The organism is Streptosporangium sp. G12, from assembly GCF_052983175.1.
In genome coordinates, this window is the sequence record NZ_JBRIQO010000001.1 from 320759 (window position 1) to 340467 (window position 19709).

Consider the following 19709-nt stretch of genomic DNA (forward strand, 5'->3'; position numbering starts at 1 on the left):
TCCGGCGCGTCCTAACACGCGTTCAGGGAAGGCTACAACCCGACTGCGGCGTAGAGTTCCCCGACTTCCGTGAGGGTCAGCGCACGCACGGTGCCCGGCTTGAGGCGGCCGAGCTTGACCGGGCCGAACTCGATGCGGGCCAGGTCGATGACCGGGTGCCCGACCTCCTCCAGCATGCGGCGGACGATGTGCTTGCGGCCCTCGTGCAGCACGATCTCGATCAGCGCCTGCTGGCCGTGCTCCTGGACCAGGGCGAAGGAGTCGGCCTTGGCGAGGCCGTCCTCCAGCTCGACGCCCTTCTTCAGGCGGCGGCCGAGGTCGCGCTCGATCCGGCCCGGAACCTTCGCCCAGTACTTCTTCTGGACGCCGTAGCTCGGATGGGTGAGCCTGTTGGCCAGCTCGCCGTCGTTGGTGAGCAGGATCAGGCCCTCGGTCTCGGTGTCGAGGCGTCCCACGTGGAACAGCCGCTCGGTGCGGTCGGCCACGAAGTCGGCCAGCGAGGGGCGGCCGTCCGGGTCGGACATGGTGCTGACGACGCCGATCGGCTTGTTGATCGCGAGGTAGACCAGGTCGGGCATGGTCGGCAGGCGCTTGCCGTCGACGTGGATGACCTGCTTGGCGGGGTCGACCCGGGCGCCGAAGCGGCGGACCACCTGGCCGTCGACCGTCACCCGGCCCTCACCGATCATGTCCTCGCAGGCCCGGCGGCTGGCGACGCCCGCCTGGGCGAGGACCTTCTGCAGCCGGATGCCGTCGGGAACCTCGGTGGTGTCGCGCTCGTCGACGTAGTCGCGGTCGTAGAAGTCGGAGTCGCGCTTGGGCTGGCGAGCGGTCTTGAACCGGTCGTTCGCGATCGTGCCCGGCCTGAGCGGCGCCTTCGCCGCGGGAGCCCGGCCGGCAGATCGGTCGCCGGAGCGGTCCGCGGGGGGCCGGCGCTCGCCGTACGCCCCGGCGCTGCCGCCACCGATGGTCTGGACGTCGTCCCGGCGCCCGGTCCTGCCGAAGCGGCCACGGGAGCCACCGGCGGGCGCGTCGCCGCGGCCGCGGTCGGAGCCGGGCCTGCCGCGCGAGCCGTCACGGTCGGCGCGGAAGCCGCCGCGGTCGTCACGGCGCGGGCCGTCGGAGCGGAAACCGCCCTGTGAACCCCCCTGGGAACCGCCCGAGGGCCTGCCACCGCCGTACTGGCCGCGCGAACCGTCCCGCTCCGCCCGGAACCCACCGCGATCATCACGACGCGGACCATCGGCACGGAAGCCATCGCGATCGTCGCGACGCGGGCCGTCCGAACGGAAACCATCGCGGTCGTCGCGACGCGGACCGTCAGAACGGAAACCACCCCGCGAACCACCGAACGACGAACCCCCGCGGTCGTCACGGCGCGGGCCGTCGGAACGGAAACCGCCCTGTGAACCCCCCTGGGAACCGCCCGAGGGCCTGCCACCGCCGTACTGGCCGCGCGAACCGTCCCGCTCCGCCCGGAACCCACCGCGATCATCACGACGCGGACCGTCGGAACGGAAACCACCGGACGACGAACCCCCGCGATCGTCGCGACGCGGGCCGTCGGAACGGAAACCACCGGACGACGAACCCCCGCGGTCATCGCGACGCGGGCCGTCGGAGCGGAAACCACCGCGATCGTCACGGCGCGGGCCGTCGGAACGGTAACCGCCCTGCGAACCCCCCTGGGAACCGCCCGAGGGCCTGCCACCGCCGTACTGGCCGCGCGAACCGTCCCGCTCCGCCCGGAACCCACCGCGATCATCACGACGCGGACCGTCGGAACGGAAACCACCGGACGACGAACCCCCGCGATCGTCGCGACGCGGGCCGTCGGAGCGGAAACCGCCCTGGGAGCCACCGCGGGACCCCCCGGAGGAGGACCCGCCCCGGGAGGAGCCGCCGCGGAATCCGCCGGACTGCGAGCCCCCACGGGGATTGCCACCGCGCGGGGCTCCGCCACGGCCTTGACCGCGTCCATCACCGGACGGGGTACTGCGCCTGTTGTTCACTACTTCTGCTCCTCTAGGGATTCCATGTCGTCGGGCAGGAAGGGTGCCAGTTCGGGAAGCTCGTCGAGCTCCCGCAGGCCCATCCGCTCGAGAAAATACGAACTCGTCCGGTAGAGCACGGCTTGGCTCTCCGGTTCGGTGCCGGCCTCTTCGACCAGCCCCCTCGTCATCAGTGTGCGCATGACGCCGTCACTGTTGACACCGCGGATGGCCGCCACCCGGGCCCGGCTCACCGGCTGCCGGTAGGCGACCACGGCCAGGGTCTCTAGAGCGGCCTGGGTCAGGCGCGTCTGCTGGCCGTCGCGGACGAACCGCTCCACGAGTGGCGCGCACTCGGCCCGCGTGTAGAACCGCCAGCCGCCCGCTACCTCTCTCAGGTCGAAACCCCGTCCGGAGGCGGTGTATTCCGCCGAGAGCTCGCGGATCGCCCGCCCGATCTCGTGGACGGGCCGTTCCAGAACCTGGGCGAGCGTCACCTCGGCGACGGGCTCGTCGACCACCAGCAGGATGGCCTCCAGCCCGGCGCGCAGGTCCGGCTCGGCGCGCGGGCCCGGCTCGGCGGACGGGCCGACCTCGGTACGCGAACCGGGCTCGGGTGCCAGGTCAGTCATCGGCGGGCTCTCTCTTCGGGCTGTTCGGGGTCTCGTCGTAGTCGTCGGCCACGGCGACGTCGCCGTCGTCGCTGCCGGTCCAGGTCACGTGCAGTTCTCCGAGAGGCTCCACCTGCTCGAAGGACACGGCCGCCTCCCGGTAGAGCTCCAGGACGGCCAGGAAACGCGCCACGACCTCGAAGGTTCCGGCGCAGTCGGAGGTGAGGGCCCGGAAAGTCGCCCGGCGCATCCGCCGCAGCCGCTCGACAAGGATAACCGCCTGCTCGCGGACATTGGCGAGCGGTTGGTAGATGTGGGCCGTCGAGACCGACGGGGGCACCTTGGGGGCGAAGGCCCGCTGAGCGATCTCCGCGAGGCGGTCGGGGCCGATGCCGAGGATCAGCTCGGGCAGCAGGCTCGCGAACTCGGCCTCCATCGGCACGGTACGGGGGAAGCGCAGCGCCTCCTCGGCCATCCGGCTGGAGAAGACCTTGACGACCTCCTTGTAGGCCCGGTACTGCAGGAGGCGGGCGAACAGCAGGTCACGGGCCTCCAGGAGGGCCAGATCCTCCTCGTCGTCGACCTCGCCCGAGGGCAGCAGCCTGGCGGCCTTGAGATCGAGCAGGGTCGCCGCGACGAGCAGGAAGTGGCTCGTCTGGTCCAGGTCCCACTCCGGGCCCCTGGCCCGGATGTAGGAGATGAACTCGTCGGTCACCTGGCTGAGCGAGACCTCGGTGATGTCCAGCTTGTGCTTGGAGATCAGACCGAGCAGGAGGTCGAAGGGACCCTCGAAGACCTCCAGATGCACCTTGAAGGTGTCATCGTCGGTCTTCGGCTGCTCGGTCATCCCGCCATTGTCCCGCACCCGGGGGCGGGATCACCGCTCCAGCGCGGCCCACCTGGCCAGGACTTCCCTGGCGAGCTCGCGGTACGCGCTGGCGCCGAGCGACGACGAGTCGAAGCTGGTGATGGGCTCACCGGCCACAGTGGCGTCGGGGAAGCGAACCGTCCGGTTGATCACCGTGTGGTAGACCTTCTCGTCGAAGGCCTCGACCACCCGGGCCAGCACCTCGCGGCCGTGCAGGGTGCGCGCGTCGTACATGGTGGCGAGCAGGCCCTCGATGACCAGCTCGTCGTTGATGCGCTCCTGGACCTTGATGATGGTGTCCATGAGCAGCGCGACACCGCGCAGCGCGAAGAACTCGCACTCCAGCGGCACCATGACTCCGTGCGCGCAGGCCAGCGCGTTGATCGTGAGCAGTCCCAGGGAGGGCTGGCAGTCGATCAGGCACACGTCGTACTCGGGCAGGAGGGGCTTGATGACCCGGCCGAGCACCTGCTCGCGGGCGACCTCCGTGACGAGCTGGACCTCCGCGGCCGAAAGGTCGATGTTGCTGGGCAGCAGGTCCATGCCCTCGACACCGGTCTCCAGCAGCACGTCCCTGGCGGTGATCTGCCGCTCCATGAGGAGGTTGTAGACCGTCAGGTCGAGCTGGAGGGGATTGATCCCGAGGCCGACCGAGAGGGCGCCCTGCGGGTCGAAGTCGACCAGCAGGACCTTGAGCCCGGCCTCCGCCAGCGCGGCGCCCAGGTTGATGGTGGTCGTCGTCTTGCCGACGCCACCCTTCTGGTTGACCATGGCGACGACCCTCGCCGGCCCGTGCACCGTACGGGGGGGCGGGTCGGGAAAGACCGGCCGGGGACGCCCGGTCGGGCCGAGGACTCCCCCGCTGCGAGGGGTCCCGGCGGTCTTGGTGTCGCCCCAGGGATTCTCGGGGTTTGCCGGGGTCGTTCCCCGGATAGAACCGTCGGTGGTCACAGTCACCAGTCGAACCTCCCTGACGGCCTCTAACCGGACCGTCCGGACGGACACTATGGCGTCAACACGTATGCGGCAAGGCGGCACGCCCGGACATAAGCAAGGTCAATCCCGCGTGCGCGGATGCGCGACGGCATAGACCTCGCGGAGTTTGTCGACCGTGACCTGTGTGTACACCTGGGTGGTGGTCACCGAGGCGTGGCCGAGTAGTTCCTGAACCACCCTAACGTCCACACCCCCGTCAAGGAGGTGGGTTGCGAACGAATGTCGCAACATATGTGGCGACACTCCTTCGAGCCCGCCACGCTCGGCGGCGGCCTGGAGGACCTCCCAGGCGCCCTGGCGGGTGAGCCGCCCGCCCCTGGCGTTGAGGAAGAGTCCCGAGGTGCCCCGGCCGTGTGAGGCGATGCGCGGGCGCGCGCGGGTGAGGTAGGCGCGCAGCGCCTCCCCCGCGAAACCCCCCAGGGGCACCAGTCGGGTCCGTCCGCCCTTGCCGCGCAGGCGCACCCGCTGGGCCTCGGCCCCCAGGTCGACGTCGTCGACGGTGAGCCCCACGGCCTCGGAGATGCGCGCCCCGGTGCCGTACAGCAGCTCGAGCAGCGCCCGGTTACGCAGCGTGAGCGGGGCTCCGTCGGGCCCCGAGGCGGCGATCAGCCGCTCCACGTCGCGGACGCTGATCGCCTTGGGAAGCCGCCTGAGCTGGCGCGGCGAGCGCACCTCGTGGGCCGGGTCGTGGCGGCAGACGCCCTGGCTCAGCGCGAAGCGGTGCAGGCCGCGCACCGCGGAGACGGCCCGCGCCGCCGAGGCGGCGACGAGGGCCTGGTGTCCCCCGTCGCCCTCCCTGAGCGCCGCCACGAAGGCGGTGACGTCACCCTCGGCGACCTCGCCGAAGGTGACGCGGCCGCGCTGCTTGAGATGCTCCACGTACCGCAGGAGGTCACGGCGGTAGGAGGCCAGGGTGTTGGCGGCCAGGCCCCGCTCCACGGCCAGGTGGGCGAGGTAACTGGACAGGACGGCCTCCGTCTCGCTCAGGGTGTCCTCCTGTCATGCCTCCGGTGCGTCGGCGGGCCGCAGTGAGGCGAATCCGTCCGCCGAAGCGGCGTATGCGGCGAGAATACCGGCCACGGCTTGGGAATTGTGGATCATTCCCGCCATGGCACGCCGAACCGCGTCGGACAGGGGAATCCAGACCGCCGGCATGTCGGCCTCCTCGTGCCGGTGGACGAAGTCCAGCTCCCCCTCCGGGATGGGACTGACGTCCCTGGCGAGGAAGATGCGGGTGCGCTCGTCGCTCATCCCGGGCGAGGTGAAGGCGTCGATCAGGGTGTGCCAGGTGCCCGCCCGGTAGCCCGCCTCCTCGGCGAGCTCGCGGGCCGCCCCGGCCTGCAGGGCCTCGCCCTCGACGTCGCGCAGCCCCGCGGGCAGCTCCCACAGCAGCCGCCGTGCCGGGTGACGGTACTGGCGGATCAGCAGGATCCGCCCCCGCTCGTCGAGGGCGACGACGGCCACGGAGCCCGGGTGGGTCACGTAGTCGCGGTCGACGACCTCGCCGTCCGGCATCACGACCGCGTCGGTGACCCCGGCGATGACGCGGGCGCGGAAGTGCTCGGTGGAGGAGGCGACCTTCCACTCCTCGGGAACGTCCACGACGTCCTGGCCGTCCCGGCCGTCCTGGCCCTCCTGGGTTTCCCCCGTGCCCGCCTCCGCTCGCGAGCCGCTCACTTTCCCCGCCCCGCCTTGGCGGCGGTGCCGCGGATGTCGGCGTACGTCAGGGAGGCGCCGATCAGGCCCTTGAACAGCGGATGCGCCCGGGTCGGCCGGGAGCGGAACTCGGGGTGCGCCTGGGTGCCGATGAAGAAGGGGTGGACGTCGGCGGGCAGCTCGGCGTACTCCACCAGGCGGCCGTCGGGCGAGAGGCCGGAGAAGACCATGCCGACCTTCTCCAGCTGCTCGCGGTAGGAGTTGTTGACCTCGTAGCGGTGGCGGTGGCGCTCGTCCACCTTCGCCATGCCGTACAGCTGGCGGGCGAGCGTGCCCTCGCCGAGCCTGGCCGGGTAGAGGCCCAGCCTCATGGTGCCGCCCATGTCGCGCTCGCCGGAGACGACGTCCTCCTGGTCGGCCATGGTGGAGATGACCGGGTGGGTGGTCTCGGCGTCGAACTCGGTGCTGCCGGCGTCCTCGATGCCCGCGAGGTTGCGGGCGGCGTCGATGACCATGCACTGCATGCCCAGGCAGATGCCGAGCAGCGGGATCTTGTTCTCCCTGACGTGACGGATCGCGCCGACCTTGCCCTCGATGCCGCGCACGCCGAAGCCGCCGGGGACCAGGACCCCGTCGACGCCGTCGAGCTCGCGGGCCGCGCCCTCGGGAGTCTCGCAGTCGTCGCTCTTGACCCAGCGGATGTTGACGCGGGCGTCGTTGGCGAAGCCGCCCGCGCGCAGCGCCTCGGTCACCGACAGGTAGGCGTCGGGCAGGTCGATGTACTTGCCGACGAGCGCGATCGTGACCTCGTTGGCCGGGCGGTGCACCCGGCGCAGGAGCTGCTCCCACTCCTTCCAGTCGACGTCCCTGAAGGGCAGGCCCAGGCGGCGCACCACGTAGGCGTCCAGGCCCTCGGAGTGCAGGACCTTGGGGATGTCGTAGATGCTGGCGGCGTCGATGGCGGAGACGACCGCGTCCTCGTCCACGTCGCACATCAGGCTGATCTTGCGCTTGAGCGCGTTCGTGACCGGGCGGTCGGAGCGCAGGACGATCGCGTCGGGCTGGATGCCGATGCTGCGCAGCGCGGCGACCGAGTGCTGGGTCGGCTTGGTCTTCAGCTCACCGCTCGGCCCGATGTACGGCAGCAGCGAGACGTGCAGGAAGAACACGTTGTCGCGCCCGACCTCGTGGCGGACCTGGCGGACGGCCTCCAGGAAGGGCAGCGACTCGATGTCGCCCACGGTGCCGCCGACCTCGGTGATGACCACGTCCACGTCGGGTCCGGCCATCGACCGGATGCGGTCCTTGATCTCGTTGGTGATGTGCGGGATGACCTGCACGGTGTCACCGAGATACTCGCCGCGGCGCTCCTTGGCGATGACGTTGGAGTAGACCTGGCCGGTGGTCACGTTGGCCGAGCCGTGCAGCTCGGTGTCGAGGAACCGCTCGTAGTGGCCGACGTCGAGGTCGGTCTCGGCGCCGTCGTCGGTGACGAACACCTCACCGTGCTGGAACGGGTTCATCGTGCCGGGGTCGACGTTGAGATAGGGGTCGAGTTTCTGCATGGTGACCCGCAGGCCGCGCAGCTTGAGGAGGCGCCCGAGGCTGGAGGCCGTCAGTCCCTTCCCAAGACTGGAGGCGACGCCGCCGGTGACGAACAGATGCTTGGTGTGTGCGGCGCTGCGCAAGAAGGCTCCCGTGGTCGTTACAGATCGTCGGCGCACCCTGATGAATGGCCTACAGGTCCACGGGCTCTCAGAATATCAAACGGTGCAGGCGAAGTGCCCGGACAACCCCCCACCCACATTCTCCTCAAACACAACCAAGCGGTAATTTGATCCGTTATGTCACTTCATGGTGCGGTACGGCGTGCCCTGGGCAGCCTCGTCCACCGGATCTGGGAGGCGGTCCGCACGGCCGGCGCCGTCACCCCCGCCAGCCCCGCCGGATACCGCTTCCGGCGCCTCGGCGAGGGCACCTGCCTGTCGTTCCCGCTCGGAGCCGTCTTCGGCGAGGCCTGGATCGAGATCGGCGACCACACCCTGATCGGCGAGCGGGTCTCCATCTCCACGGGCATGGGCCCCGGGGTGGACCTGGGCCCGGACTCGATCGTGCGGATCGGCGGGGGCTGCTCCATCGGCAGGGGCAGTCACATCGTGGGCCACCAGTCGATCGACATCGGCGACGACGTCTTCACCGGCCCGTACGTCTACATCACCGACCAGAACCACGTCTACGACGACCCCGAGGCGCCGATCGGCCGCCAGTGGCCGCGCAACAACCCGGTGTCGATCGGGTCGGGCTCGTGGCTGGGCACCGGCGCGATCATCCTGCCGGGCACCCGGATCGGCAGGCAGTGCGTGGTGGCGGGCGGGGCGGTGGTGCGCGGGGAGTTCCCCGACCACAGCGTGATCGCGGGCATCCCCGCCAAGGTGGTGCGCCACTACGTACCGGGCCAGGGGTGGCTGCCACCCCACCTGGAGGTCGCGGAGGCCGGGAACGCCAGGGACGCCAGGGACGCCAGGGACGCCAGGGACGCCAGGGACGCCAGGGACGCCAGGGACACTGTGGACACCGAGACCGGAGTGATATCGCGATAGGGGACGGATCGGGATCGATCGACGGCCGGGAACCGTTGAAGGAGGAGAGAGACACTACGGAGGTGCGATGCTCGCGGCACTGACAGGCCTTGGACTCTCCACCGCGGCCGGGCTCAACGCCTACATCCCGCTGCTGGTGGTCGGCCTGCTCGCCAACTTCACCGACCACGTACGGCTGCCGCAGGAGTTCGCCTGGCTGTCCAACGGCTGGGTGCTCGGGATCATCGGCGTGCTGCTCCTGGCGGAGTTCGTGCTCGACAAGGTCCCGGTGGTCGACAGCGTCAACGACATGATCCAGACCGTCGTCCGCCCCGCCTCCGGAGGCGTGGTCTTCAGCGCCACCGAGGCCGCCGCCCGGCTGGACGGCTCGACCTGGATGGCCCACAACCCCTGGCTCAGCTGGGTGCTGGGCATCGCGATCGCCCTCGCCGTGCACACCATGAAGGCGACCACCAGGCCCGTGGTCAACGCCACCACGGCCGGGGTGGGAGCGCCCGTGGTCAGCACGGTCGAGGACGCCGGGGCACTGGGCATCAGCCTGGTGGCGATCTTCCTGCCGGTCCTGGTCGTCGTGGTGGTGGCGGGGCTGGCGCTGTTCGCCTGGTGGGCGACCCGCAGGATACGGCGACGGCGGCGAGAGGCCGCCCCGAGCCTGCGATGAGACCGCACCCGCGCGACACCGTCACAGGCCCCGGTGTGGTCCCTGTCGCGAACCACACCGCGGTGCCCGTCATGACCGGTGCCGCGCACCCCGCCGGGGGCGCGGCATCCCTCTCCGCACCGGCCGACCCCGCGAGGCCTGACGCCCGCGCGGGGACCGCGGCGCGGGCTATGCTCGAAACACCCTGTCCAGCCCCTGTCGGGAGGTGGCTCCGATCGGCGATTTCCTCATCGTCCTGCTGGTGATCATGTTCTTCTTCCTCCTCCTGGGAGGAGTCGGGATCTACCTTCTGGTCAAGGTCGGCAGGAAGGCCACGAAGAAGGCCAGAGCCGTCTCCACCAGGGTCGCGACCCACGTGGCGGCGATGGGCACCGGCGACGCCGCGGAGACCGAGCGGATGCGCATCGACCTGCGGCGCGAGGTCTCCCTGACCCGCCAGGCCGTGGACCACGCGCTGCGCGACGGCTGGGGTCTGGGCGACCTGCCCCACCTCGTGGCGGAGATCTCGGTGCACGCCGACCAGCTCGACGCCCAGCTCGCCCACTACGCCCAGGAGCGCCGGGTCTCGCCCTACATCGACCACACGGCGCTGGGCCGCCTGCGCGAACACCACGCCAAGCTGACCACGTCCTGCGCCAGGATCAGGGCCGACCTGCGCAACGACCAGATGGCGCACTCGGCCGGGAGCATCGAGGAGATCCAGGGGCGCACCGACCTGGAGATCGAGGCACGCCGCCGCGCCCCCGACCCGCTGGACCAGATCGACGAGCTGTACAACCGCACGATGATCAACCGCACCCACCCCGACGACTCCCGCTGACCGTCCCCTCACGGCGGCTCCCGCCGCGGGGGGACGGCCGCCGGGCCGGCTCACCGGCGAAACCCGCCGGCGACCTCTCGTGGTCGTCGCGTCCCGAACGACCCGCGAGCCGCACACGGTGAGGCGGATGTGGGCTTCGAGGTCGACATCGATCTCGATCTCGGTGAATTCATCGGTTCCTGACATCCTCCCGGCGGCCGGGGCCGGGGGCCTCCGCGCCGGAGGCGTTCGACGAGTCCCACATCCCGGCGAGATCGTCGTAGCCGGCTCCGGCGTTGATGCGGGCGCGCATGGCCTGGGCTTGGGCGGTGGTGGGCAGGAAACCGTCGAGCAGGGCGGGCAGGCCGAGGCGCCAGCCGAGCAGGGCGCTCGGCGACTGCCGGTGCCCGGCGCGGATCACCGAGACGCCGACCCTGATCGCGTGCTCGTTGCCGGGCGGGACGCCCGGGCGGTCGGTCTCGACGGCCGAGTAGCGGAAGCCGTCGGCGAGGTCGCAGGGCGGGCAGCCCAGAGGACCCCTGCCCAGCCGGATCCCGCAGCCGGGGCAGACCAGCCGGTCGAGGGCGCCGTCGACGACCCGCCAGTCGTGCCGGTCGGGCTCGTCGGCGACCATCTCGGCGATCGCCGACTCCTCCTCGGCGGAGAGTCCCACCCCGCCGGACCCGGCGGACGGTCCTGCCGCACCGGACCCGGCGGACGGCCCTGCCCCGCCATGTCCGGCGGACGGCCCGGCCGCGCCGAACCGCTCTCGCAGGAACCCCCGCCAGCCGTCCTCGACGATCCGGTCGACCAGCGCCGCGCACCGGGCACAGCCGGGCGCTCCGCCGTACTCCCAGCAGCCGCAGCCGTCACACCGTCGCATACGACGACCGTATCCGGCCGCGCCCGCGACGGACGAGCCGTTTCCCCCCGGCCCGGCTGCGCCTCCCGGACGCTTCGCTCCCCCGCGCGGCCCCCGGTCCTCCCGTCGTCTTCGGCGACCGGTCGCGCCCGCGGCGTATCGGACCATCCGGAAGGCGGCCGGGTCAGGAGACCCCGGCCTCGCGCATGTCGCGTACCTCCCGCTTGAGCTCCTTGATCTCGTCGCGGAGCCGGGCGGCGACCTCGAACTGGAGATCGGTGGCGGCCTGGTGCATCTGCTCGGTGAGCGACTCCATCAGCGCCTCCAGCTGTGCCCTGGGCATCTCTCCGGCGATCGTCCTGGCGTGCTGGCCCGCCTGCTTGATCGCGAAGCCGGGGACGGGGGCCTTGCCGCGCGACTGCTGGCGGCCGCTGCCGCCGAGGAGCTGGGCGGTGTCGGCGTCCTCGCGGTTGAGCGAGTCGAGGATGTCGGCGATCTTCTTGCGGAGCGGCTGCGGGTCGATGCCGTTGGCCTCGTTGTAGGCGATCTGCTTGGCCCGGCGGCGGTTGGTCTCGTCGATCGCCCGCTCCATGGAGGGGGTGACCCGGTCGGCGTACATGTGCACCTGGCCGGAGACGTTCCTGGCCGCGCGGCCGATGGTCTGGATCAGGGAGGTCTCCGAGCGCAGGAAGCCCTCCTTGTCGGCGTCGAGGATGGCCACCAGCGACACCTCGGGCAGGTCGAGACCCTCGCGGAGCAGGTTGATGCCGACCAGCACGTCGAACTCGCCCATCCGCAGCTCGCGCAGCAGCTCGATGCGGCGCAGGGTGTCGACCTCGCTGTGCAGGTAGCGGACCCGGATGCCGAGCTCCAGCAGGTAGTCGGTGAGGTCCTCGGACATCTTCTTGGTCAGCGTGGTGACCAGGACCCGCTCGTCCTTCTCCGTGCGGGTGCGGATCTCGTGGACCAGGTCGTCGATCTGCGACTTGGTCGGCTTGACGATCACCTCGGGGTCGATCAGGCCGGTCGGCCGGATGACCTGCTCGACCACGTCGCCCTTGGAGCGGCCCAGCTCGTAGGAGCCGGGGGTGGCCGACAGGTAGATCGTCTGACCGATCCGCTCCAGGAACTCCTCCCACTTCAGCGGGCGGTTGTCCATCGCGGAGGGCAGGCGGAAGCCGTGGTCGACGAGGGTGCGCTTACGGGAGGCGTCCCCCTCGTACATCGCGCCGATCTGCGGGACGGTCTGGTGGGACTCGTCCAGGACCAGCAGGAAGTCCTCGGGGAAGTAGTCGAGCAGGGTGTTGGGCGCGCTGCCCGGGGTGCGGCCGTCCATGTGGCGCGAGTAGTTCTCGATGCCGGAGCAGGTGCCGATCTGGCGCATCATCTCCAGGTCGTAGGTGGTGCGCATGCGCAGCCGCTGGGCCTCCAGGAGCTTGCCCTGGCGCTCCATGGTCTCCAGGGTCTCGGCCAGCTCGGCCTCGATGCCCCGGACGGCGCTCTCCATCCGCTCGGCGCCCGCGACGTAGTGGGAGGCGGGGAAGATGTAGAGCTCCTCGTCCTCGGTGATCACCTCGCCGGTGAGCGGGTGCATCGTCGCGAGCTTCTCGATCTCGTCGCCGAACATCTCGATCCGCACGGCGAGCTCTTCGTACTTGGGGATGATCTCGACGGTGTCGCCGCGCACCCGGAAGGTGCCCCGGGTGAAGGCCATGTCGTTGCGGGTGTACTGCATGTCGACCAGGCGGCGCAGCAGGGTGTCGCGGTCGATCTCCTGGCCGACCTTGAGCCTGACCATGCGGTCGACGTACTCCTGCGGGGTGCCCAGGCCGTAGATGCACGACACGGAGGCCACCACGATCGTGTCGCGGCGGGTCAGCAGCGAGTTGGTCGCCGAGTGGCGCAGCCGCTCGACCTCCTCGTTGATCGAGGAGTCCTTCTCGATGTAGGTGTCGCTCTGCGGGACGTACGCCTCGGGCTGGTAGTAGTCGTAGTAGGAGACGAAGTATTCGACCGCGTTGTTGGGCATCATCTCGCGCAGCTCGTTGGCGAACTGGGCGGCGAGCGTCTTGTTGGGCTGGATGACCAGGGTCGGCCGCTGGAGGCGCTCGATCAGCCAGGCGACCGTGGCGGTCTTGCCCGTGCCCGTGGCGCCCAGCAGGACGTTGTCCCTGTCGCCGGCCTTGACGCGCCGTTCGAGCTCGGCGATCGCGGCGGGCTGGTCGCCCGATGGGGTCATGTCGGTGACGACTTCGAAGGGCGCCACCCTGCGCTGCAAATCTGTTACCGGCCTCACCTGTCCCACTGTAGGCGGCGTGACCGACAATCCTTCTTCATAGGTCCGCGCACGGGTGGACCGGCGTCAACCGCGTGGCAAGCGATCCGCAAGCGGGATCCCCTTGACTGTCTTGCGTGCCAATGATCACAAAGCGTGATATATCGGGCTATCGATCTATCACCATCCCGGAGGTGTGATGTCCCGGCCAAGAGAAGCCGCGCAGTACGCGAGGGCCGCAGCCCAGGCCATAGGACAGGGCGGCGACGTGCGCCAGGTCGTCGGGCAGGCCGTGGGGCAGTACGCCGGCCAGTCGGCGGGACAGTACGCCGGGCAGGTGGCCGAGCAGTTCATGGGCCAGGTGGCCGGGAACACCGGCTCCGGCGGCTCAGGCGGTTCCGCCGGCGAGAAAGGCTTCGCGCTCAACCCCTCCGACTTCATGGCCGCCCGCGACCAGGGCTCGTCCCTGGGCACGGTGATCGAGGCCCGCAGCGCCCCGCTCAACGAGGCCGGGGAGATCGTCAACCGGAGTTTCAGCGGCAACGGCCCGAACGGCGAGCCGGTCCACGTCATCTCCCCCGTGGTGATCCCCAAGGGCACCACCGCCAGGGTGGTCGTCCCGCTGGTCGTGCTGGCCGGGCTCGGCCTGGTCGGGCTCGTCGCCACCGGCCTGCCCGAGGGGGCCCGGGTGCTGTTCGGCCCGCACTACTGGGCCGTGCTCGTGCTGGCCGCGGCGTTCCTGTGGTGGCGCAGGAGCGTGGTCATGGTGCCCGAGGGCTGCAAGGCCCTGATCACGAAGTTCGGCAAGCTCGTGCAGATCGCCGAGCCCGGCCGGGTGACGCTGTTCAACCCGTGGAAGCGGGTCAGCTACATCGTCAACACCACCCGCGAGTACCCCTTCAACGCGCCCATCCGCGAGGCCCCCACCCAGCAGGGCGTCAAGGCCAGCGTCGACCTGTTCCTGCAGTTCCGGATCGAGGACCCGGCCGAGTTCATCTTCGTGCTCGGCTCGGTGAGCGGCTTCCAGGCCAAGCTGCAGAACGCCATCAGCGAGGTCACCCGCTCCCTCATCTACGCCCAGCGCGCCGAGGAGATCTACGACCTGGTCGGCGAGAGCACCATGGGCATGCTGGACAACCTCAACCAGCAGTTCCTGCCCGCCGTACGGCTCACCGACGTCAACATCACGCACGCCGAGCCGTCCAGCCAGGAGTACCGGATGGACCTGGCCGCCCCCCGAGATGATCAGGGTCGCCAAGGAGGCGTACACCTACGAGTACGAGCTCCAGCTGCGCAAGGAGCAGAACGAGGGCGACCTGATCAAGGAGCTGGCCGGGCTGCAGGAGCAGCTGTCGGCCATCCACGCCGAGATCGCCGGGCACCAGGCCAGGATCGACACCGCGCTGGAGCGCGCCTCCCACCAGGCCAAGGCCCAGGGCGGTCAGCGGCTGGTGGAGGCGGAGTCCACCGCCAAGGCCAACGCGGCGTTGCTGGAGGCGCAGGCGCTGGACATCCGCTCGCTGAGCGCCGCCGAGGCGCCGGAGATCCTCGACTACCGCTTCCAGCAGGACCTGCTCGACAAGCTGGAGTCCGTCGCCTCTCACCTGCCGCGCCTGGTGCAGGTCGGCGACGCCGTCGACATCGACCTGCTCGCCCTGGCCAGGCAGCTGGTCGGCAACCCCGAGGCCCAGCTGTTCTCCCAGGCGGACATGGCCGCGATCAGGGCGCGGATGAGCGAGATCGGCGGCCGCGTCGAGGAGCGCGGGGCGGAGATCAGCGCTCTGCTCAACACCCCCGCCGACACCGTCGTCCCCGTCCCCTCCCCCGTCGCGGGCCAGGTCGCCCAGGAAGTCCAGGAAGAGGTCCGATGAGCGGCAGAGAGTTCTCCAAGATCAAGGAATCCCTGGCCTCCTGGTCGGAGATCCGCCAGCTGCTGCGCGGCGGCGAGTCGGGCCAGCTGGTCCCGGTGGTGATCCCCAAGGACCGTCGCGGCTTCGCCTGGGTGGCACTGCTCTTCCTCGCCCTCTACCTGGCCGGCACGGCGGTGTTCGCCGGTGGGGCGCTGTCCTTCCTGTCCGCGGTCGGAGCGTTGTTCTCCCTGGTCGCGGCGCTGGTGTGGCTGTGGCGCCGGGCGATCATCGAGATCGAGGAGGGCACCACGGGCGTGCGCAGCCGGTGGGGCGCCATCGTCGGCACGCTGCCCCCGGGGCGCCACTACCTGTGGCTGCCGTGGGACCGGGTGGACGCGGTGGTCGACACCTCCACCGAGATCCCCTACTCCGCGCCGATCGTGGCCTGCCCGACGGCGGAGAACGTCCCGCTCAAGTCGATCGAGTTCTTCCTGAAGTTCCGCATCGTCGACCCGGTGGCCTTCGTCCGTACGATCGGCGCCGGTAACTTCGACCTGGTGCTCAGCAGTGCCGTACAGGACGCCATCCGCCAGCGCAGCCGCCTGGTGAACACCGAGCGCGCCTACGACCTGCGCGGGTCCGACGTCGGCGACATGCAGGAGCTCCTCACCCGCCAGCTCGGCCGGTACGGCGTGCGCATCACCGGCGCCAATATCCCCGACGTGCAGCTGCCCGACCAGTACCAGCAGCATCTGGCCACCCGCGAGAAGGTCGCCAAGGAGCTGTCGGCCTTCGAGCGCGAGTGGGAGCTCACCCGCAAGCGCAGGATCGACACCCTGCTGATGGAGATCGAACGTTCCAAAAAGACGCGCGACGCGCGTATCGTCGAGGTGAGAGCCGCCGCCAACACCGCCCGTAAGGACGTCGCCCGCATGCTGGAGGAGCACGAGACCGAGGCGCAGCGGGTGCGCTGGGAGATCGAGGCGAAGGGCCGGGCCGAGCTCACCTCCGCCGAGAACGAGGCGAAGGGGCTGCGCAGGCTGGCCGACTCCTACCGCGACAACCGCGCGGTGCTCCAGTACGAGCTGGCCCGCCGCAGGCTCGACGTGGGCGCCAGGCTCGCCGAGAGCGCCCCGCGCCCCGTCGTCGTCCGCACCTCCGGCGCCTCCGGCGACACCTCCGCCCTGTCCACCCTGCTGATGGCCCAGATCCTGCCCCAGCTGAACGGCGGCGGCAACGGCGGCAACGGCCAGGCCAGGCCGCAGCACCAAGCCCCCTGACAAGCCCTTGATGAGAACAATCTCCAACCCCTGGGAGTCCTAGATGGTGTTCCGTAAGTTGATGGCCGCGTTCGGCGCCGGTGTCGAGGTCGACACCGTGCTGCAGAACTCGCAGGTGCGGCCCGGCGAGGTCCTGCGCGGACAGGTCAACTTCCGCGGCGGCGGCTCCGACTACAAGGTGGAGGGCATCTTCATCGACTTCACCGCCGTCGTCGAGGTCGAGAGCGGCGACAACGAGTACAAGTCGACGTACAGCTTCCTGCGCCAGCAGATCACCGGCCCCTTCCACCTCGCCGCGGGCGCCCCGCAGTCGGCCCCCTTCGAGATCCAGGTCCCCTGGGAGACCCCGATCAGCGCCATCGGCGGACACCCGCTGCGCGGCATGCAGCTCGGCGTCTCCACCGAGCTCGCCCTCGCGGGCGCGCTCGACAAGGGCGACCTCGACCCGCTGTTCGTCAACCCGCTGCCCGCCCAGGACCACGTCCTCGGCGCGCTGGACAACCTCGGTTTCCGCTTCAAGAAGGCCGACCTGGAGCGGGGCACCCTGCACGGCTCGCGGATGCCGTTCTTCCAGGAGATCGAGTACTACGCGGGCCACGAGTACCGCCGCCACTTCAACGAGCTGGAGCTCACCTTCATCGCCGGCCCCCAGGCCATGGACATCATCCTGGAGGCCGACAAGCGCGGCAGCTTCGGCTCCAGCAACGACACCTACAGCCGCTTCACCGTCCGCTACGACGACCACCCGGGCCAGGTGGAGCAGTCGCTGCGCGGCGGCCTGCAGTCCATGGCCCAGAAGCGCGGCTGGTTCTAGCCTTCCTCTCGTGAGTGACGGGTGTGCCCTGGTCGCCGGGGCACACCCGTTTCGCTGTTCACCGGCGCGTGAGGAGCGCCGGGCCGCGCCTCCGTCATGTCTGTCGTAGGGTTCCCGACAAAGACCGGCCGGTGGCCGGAGTACGGGCGAAGGGCGGTCGAGTGGGCGCGGGTGACGGCGACGCGGTGGTGGCCGCCGCGCGGGCGGGCGACGAGCCCGCGTTCGCGGCGCTCGTCGAGCGTCATCGGGGCGAGCTGCGGGTGCACTGCTACCGGATGCTGGGCTCGTTCGACGAGGCGGAGGACCTGACGCAGGAGACGTTCCTGCGCGCGTGGAAGCACCTCGGCGGTTTCGAGGGGCGCTCGTCGTTCCGGGCCTGGCTGTACCGGATCGCGACGAACGCGTGCCTCGACGCCCTCGACGGGCGGGCGCACCGGGTGCTCCCCCGCCACCTGTCAGGGCCGTCGGATCCGAGTGCCTCGCTGTCGCCCCCTGCGGACATCGCGTGGCTGCAGCCGTTCCCCGACCGGCTGTGGGAGCCGGTCGCGCCGAGCGAGACCGAGCCGGATTCCGTGGCCGTCACCAGGGAGACGATCGAGCTGGCGTTCCTGGCCGCGCTCCAGCACCTGCCGGCCCGGCAGCGGGCGGCGCTGATCCTGCGCGACGTGCTCGGCTGGCCCGCCAAGCAGACCGCGGCGCTGCTGGAGGGCAGCGTGGCGTCGGTGAACAGCGCGTTGCAGCGGGCCAGGGCGACGATGAAAGAGCACCTGCCGCAGCGCCGCCTGGACTGGGCGCCGCCGGCGGAGCCGACCGAGCGGGAGCGGGCGGTGCTGCGGCGCTACATGGACGCGATGGAACGCGCCGACCTCGCCGCGGTCGCCGACCTGCTGGCCGAGGACGTACGGGCGGAGATGCCGCCGTGGCCCATGTGGTTCCGGGGCCGCGACGCGGTCGTGGCGACGCTGGCGGCGAGCTGGGACACCGCCTCGCCCGACTACGTGGGCCGGTTCCGCATGCTGCCCGTCCGGGCCAACCGGCAGCCGGGCGCGGCAGTTTACGTACGGCGCCTCGGCGAGCCCGTCTACAGCGCCTTCGGGATCGGCGTGCTACGGATCGAGGACGACCGGATCGCGGAGATGACGGCCTTCCACGATCTCGGCCTGTTCGCGGCGTTCGCCCTGCCCACGACGTTGTCTCCCGGAGGCCGATGAGTTTTCGCGCGATCCGCCGTCTCAGAACGGGTCAACCACAATTGATCCTGACGGAGGCACCCCATGGGCAAGATGCTGTATTCGGTCACCATGTCACTGGACGGTTTCATCGCCGGTCCGGGTGGTGACATGTCCTGGCTGACCGAGCACCTCGGCCCCGACCCGGCGGTGGACGAGCTCATCGGCGAGATCGGCGCGCTTCTCATCGGCAATCGCACCTTCCGTGGCGACGACCCCCACCGAGGCACCGACAAGGAGGAGAAGCCGTTCGGCGGAGCGTGGACCGGGCCGCAGTTCGTGCTCATCCACCAGATCCCGGACACGCCGATGCCGGGCATCACCTTCGTCGACGACCTCGGCAGCGGCGTCGCCGCGGCCAAGGCCGCCGCGGGTGACAGGTACGTCAACATCCTCGGCGCCGACGTCGCCCGGCAGTGCCTCGAGGCGGGTGTGCTCGACGAGATCCTCGTGTTCGTCGCGCCCGTCATGCTGGGCGACGGCGTCCGGCTGTTCGACCACCCGGGCGGGACCAACGTCAGGCTGGAACGCATCGCCCTGAACCACGTGCCGCACGCGACGAGCATCCGGTTCCGCGTCGCCGGCTGAGCCGTCTCCGGCTCGCATGCTCGAACTCACGGGCGACGGCCACCCGCCCGTCAGTGTCCGAAACCCGGGCTGACAGGGGTCCTGCGCCAACCGGCGTCACGCCTGCCGCGCGTCCTGGCCCAGAGCGTTGAGATGGTCAACCGTTCAAAACCTCAAGGCGCCGGTCGTAGCCGACAACGGCCGGCGCCTCCCACAGGCAGAAGGCCATGTTCCCGAAAGGGACGATGGCCTCCCCTCCACCTGCGTCGGGGGAAGCTCAACTACAGCAGCGCGGCCAGCCCGCCCAGCGCGCCAATGGCGATGGTCATCCCCATCAGCAGTGCGGCGGGCGTCGATTTGCCAGAACGCAGCGCAAGCACCACCGCGACTCCTCCCAGAATCAGAGAGATCGTAGTGACGATGATCCCTCGGATCACCGATTCGGACACAGACATCAAACCTCCGTATCGCAAAGAGCCCCGGACGACGATTCGCCGGGGCCGTGGAATTTGCTGCCTTATGCCTACCAACGCCAAAGATGACCCGCTCCGTAAAGATCGTGGTGGACCGATCTCGGGACAGCCCGGAACGGTACCGGAACCAACGAGGCGCTCGACGATGCTTCAGACGGTGGCGTTCCGCACGCTCCC

At 70.4% G+C, this 19709-nt stretch carries 18 protein-coding genes and 1 pseudogene; 9 read left to right on the forward strand and 10 right to left on the reverse strand.

Features of this window, described 5'->3' with window-relative positions; genetic code table 11:
* Positions 1 to 32 precede the first annotated feature (32 nt).
* The 7 genes from ACVCAG_RS01440 to ACVCAG_RS01470 all read right to left on the reverse strand — a co-directional run bounded on the left by ACVCAG_RS01440 (position 33) and on the right by ACVCAG_RS01470 (position 7810).
* Positions 33 to 2012, reverse strand: coding sequence for a pseudouridine synthase (locus tag ACVCAG_RS01440; RefSeq protein ID WP_447189347.1), 1980 nt, complete (start codon positions 2010 to 2012; stop codon positions 33 to 35).
* Positions 2012 to 2623: an SMC-Scp complex subunit ScpB gene (gene scpB / locus ACVCAG_RS01445; RefSeq protein WP_440082102.1), complete on the reverse strand. Its 612-nt coding sequence runs from the start codon at positions 2621 to 2623 to the stop codon at positions 2012 to 2014. Before scpB ends, ACVCAG_RS01440 begins: the two co-directional genes overlap by 1 nt.
* A complete protein-coding gene (locus tag ACVCAG_RS01450) occupies positions 2616 to 3449 on the reverse strand; it encodes a segregation/condensation protein A (protein WP_440064898.1) in 834 nt (277 codons plus the stop codon). The genes scpB and ACVCAG_RS01450 overlap by 8 nt, the downstream gene beginning before the upstream one ends.
* Before the next feature lie 30 nt (positions 3450 to 3479).
* Complete coding sequence (locus tag ACVCAG_RS01455) at positions 3480 to 4427, reverse strand: ParA family protein (protein ID WP_329093373.1); 948 nt, start codon at positions 4425 to 4427, stop codon at positions 3480 to 3482.
* A 99-nt stretch (positions 4428 to 4526) separates the two neighbouring features.
* Positions 4527 to 5453, reverse strand: coding sequence for a tyrosine recombinase (locus ACVCAG_RS01460; RefSeq protein ID WP_440082186.1), 927 nt, complete (start codon positions 5451 to 5453; stop codon positions 4527 to 4529).
* A 12-nt stretch (positions 5454 to 5465) separates the two neighbouring features.
* Positions 5466 to 6068: an NUDIX domain-containing protein gene (locus tag ACVCAG_RS01465; RefSeq protein WP_440082185.1), complete on the reverse strand. Its 603-nt coding sequence runs from the start codon at positions 6066 to 6068 to the stop codon at positions 5466 to 5468.
* Between the two features lie 71 nt (positions 6069 to 6139).
* On the reverse strand, positions 6140 to 7810 hold the full coding sequence (locus tag ACVCAG_RS01470; protein WP_440082101.1) for a CTP synthase: 1671 nt from the start codon (positions 7808 to 7810) through the stop codon (positions 6140 to 6142).
* Positions 7811 to 7966: 156 nt separating this feature from the next.
* Between ACVCAG_RS01470 and ACVCAG_RS01475 the strand changes: the two genes are divergently transcribed.
* The 3 genes from ACVCAG_RS01475 to ACVCAG_RS01485 all read left to right on the forward strand — a co-directional run bounded on the left by ACVCAG_RS01475 (position 7967) and on the right by ACVCAG_RS01485 (position 10203).
* Entirely contained in the window at positions 7967 to 8722 is a 756-nt protein-coding gene (locus tag ACVCAG_RS01475) for an acyltransferase (protein WP_447189348.1), read from the forward strand.
* A 67-nt stretch (positions 8723 to 8789) separates the two neighbouring features.
* Positions 8790 to 9383: a DUF4126 domain-containing protein gene (locus ACVCAG_RS01480; protein WP_440064903.1), complete on the forward strand. Its 594-nt coding sequence runs from the start codon at positions 8790 to 8792 to the stop codon at positions 9381 to 9383.
* 205 nt (positions 9384 to 9588) lie between these two features.
* Positions 9589 to 10203: a hypothetical protein gene (locus tag ACVCAG_RS01485; protein ID WP_440082099.1), complete on the forward strand. Its 615-nt coding sequence runs from the start codon at positions 9589 to 9591 to the stop codon at positions 10201 to 10203.
* A 169-nt stretch (positions 10204 to 10372) separates the two neighbouring features.
* On the opposite strand, the gene ACVCAG_RS01490 is transcribed toward ACVCAG_RS01485, so the two are convergent.
* Together ACVCAG_RS01490 and uvrB are read right to left on the reverse strand one after the other, a co-directional pair.
* The gene (locus ACVCAG_RS01490) at positions 10373 to 11065 is read right to left on the reverse strand and encodes a hypothetical protein (RefSeq protein WP_447189349.1); all 693 of its coding nucleotides are present in this window, start codon (positions 11063 to 11065) and stop codon (positions 10373 to 10375) included.
* A 163-nt stretch (positions 11066 to 11228) separates the two neighbouring features.
* Positions 11229 to 13340, reverse strand: a complete 2112-nt coding sequence (uvrB, locus tag ACVCAG_RS01495; protein ID WP_447189350.1) for an excinuclease ABC subunit UvrB — start codon at positions 13338 to 13340, stop codon at positions 11229 to 11231.
* A 742-nt stretch (positions 13341 to 14082) separates the two neighbouring features.
* Between uvrB and ACVCAG_RS01500 the strand changes: the two are divergent.
* From ACVCAG_RS01500 to ACVCAG_RS01525, 6 genes and pseudogenes are all read left to right on the forward strand, one after another.
* Positions 14083 to 14487 (forward strand): annotated as a pseudogene (locus ACVCAG_RS01500) (SPFH domain-containing protein); the annotation flags it as partial.
* Between the two features lie 73 nt (positions 14488 to 14560).
* Entirely contained in the window at positions 14561 to 15190 is a 630-nt protein-coding gene (locus ACVCAG_RS01505; protein WP_447189435.1) for a hypothetical protein, read from the forward strand.
* Positions 15187 to 16449, forward strand: coding sequence for an SPFH domain-containing protein (locus ACVCAG_RS01510; protein WP_440082095.1), 1263 nt, complete (start codon positions 15187 to 15189; stop codon positions 16447 to 16449). The genes ACVCAG_RS01505 and ACVCAG_RS01510 overlap by 4 nt, the downstream gene beginning before the upstream one ends.
* 43 nt (positions 16450 to 16492) lie before the next feature.
* Positions 16493 to 17263: a sporulation protein gene (locus ACVCAG_RS01515; RefSeq protein WP_440082094.1), complete on the forward strand. Its 771-nt coding sequence runs from the start codon at positions 16493 to 16495 to the stop codon at positions 17261 to 17263.
* 131 nt (positions 17264 to 17394) lie between these two features.
* Entirely contained in the window at positions 17395 to 18474 is a 1080-nt protein-coding gene (locus ACVCAG_RS01520; RefSeq protein WP_447189351.1) for a sigma-70 family RNA polymerase sigma factor, read from the forward strand.
* Between the two features lie 63 nt (positions 18475 to 18537).
* Positions 18538 to 19080, forward strand: coding sequence for a dihydrofolate reductase family protein (locus ACVCAG_RS01525; protein WP_447189352.1), 543 nt, complete (start codon positions 18538 to 18540; stop codon positions 19078 to 19080).
* A gap of 260 nt (positions 19081 to 19340) precedes the next feature.
* Here ACVCAG_RS01525 and ACVCAG_RS01530 read toward each other — a convergent pair whose 3' ends face one another.
* Complete coding sequence (locus ACVCAG_RS01530; RefSeq protein ID WP_440082091.1) at positions 19341 to 19514, reverse strand: hypothetical protein; 174 nt, start codon at positions 19512 to 19514, stop codon at positions 19341 to 19343.
* Positions 19515 to 19709: the final 195 nt, after the last annotated feature.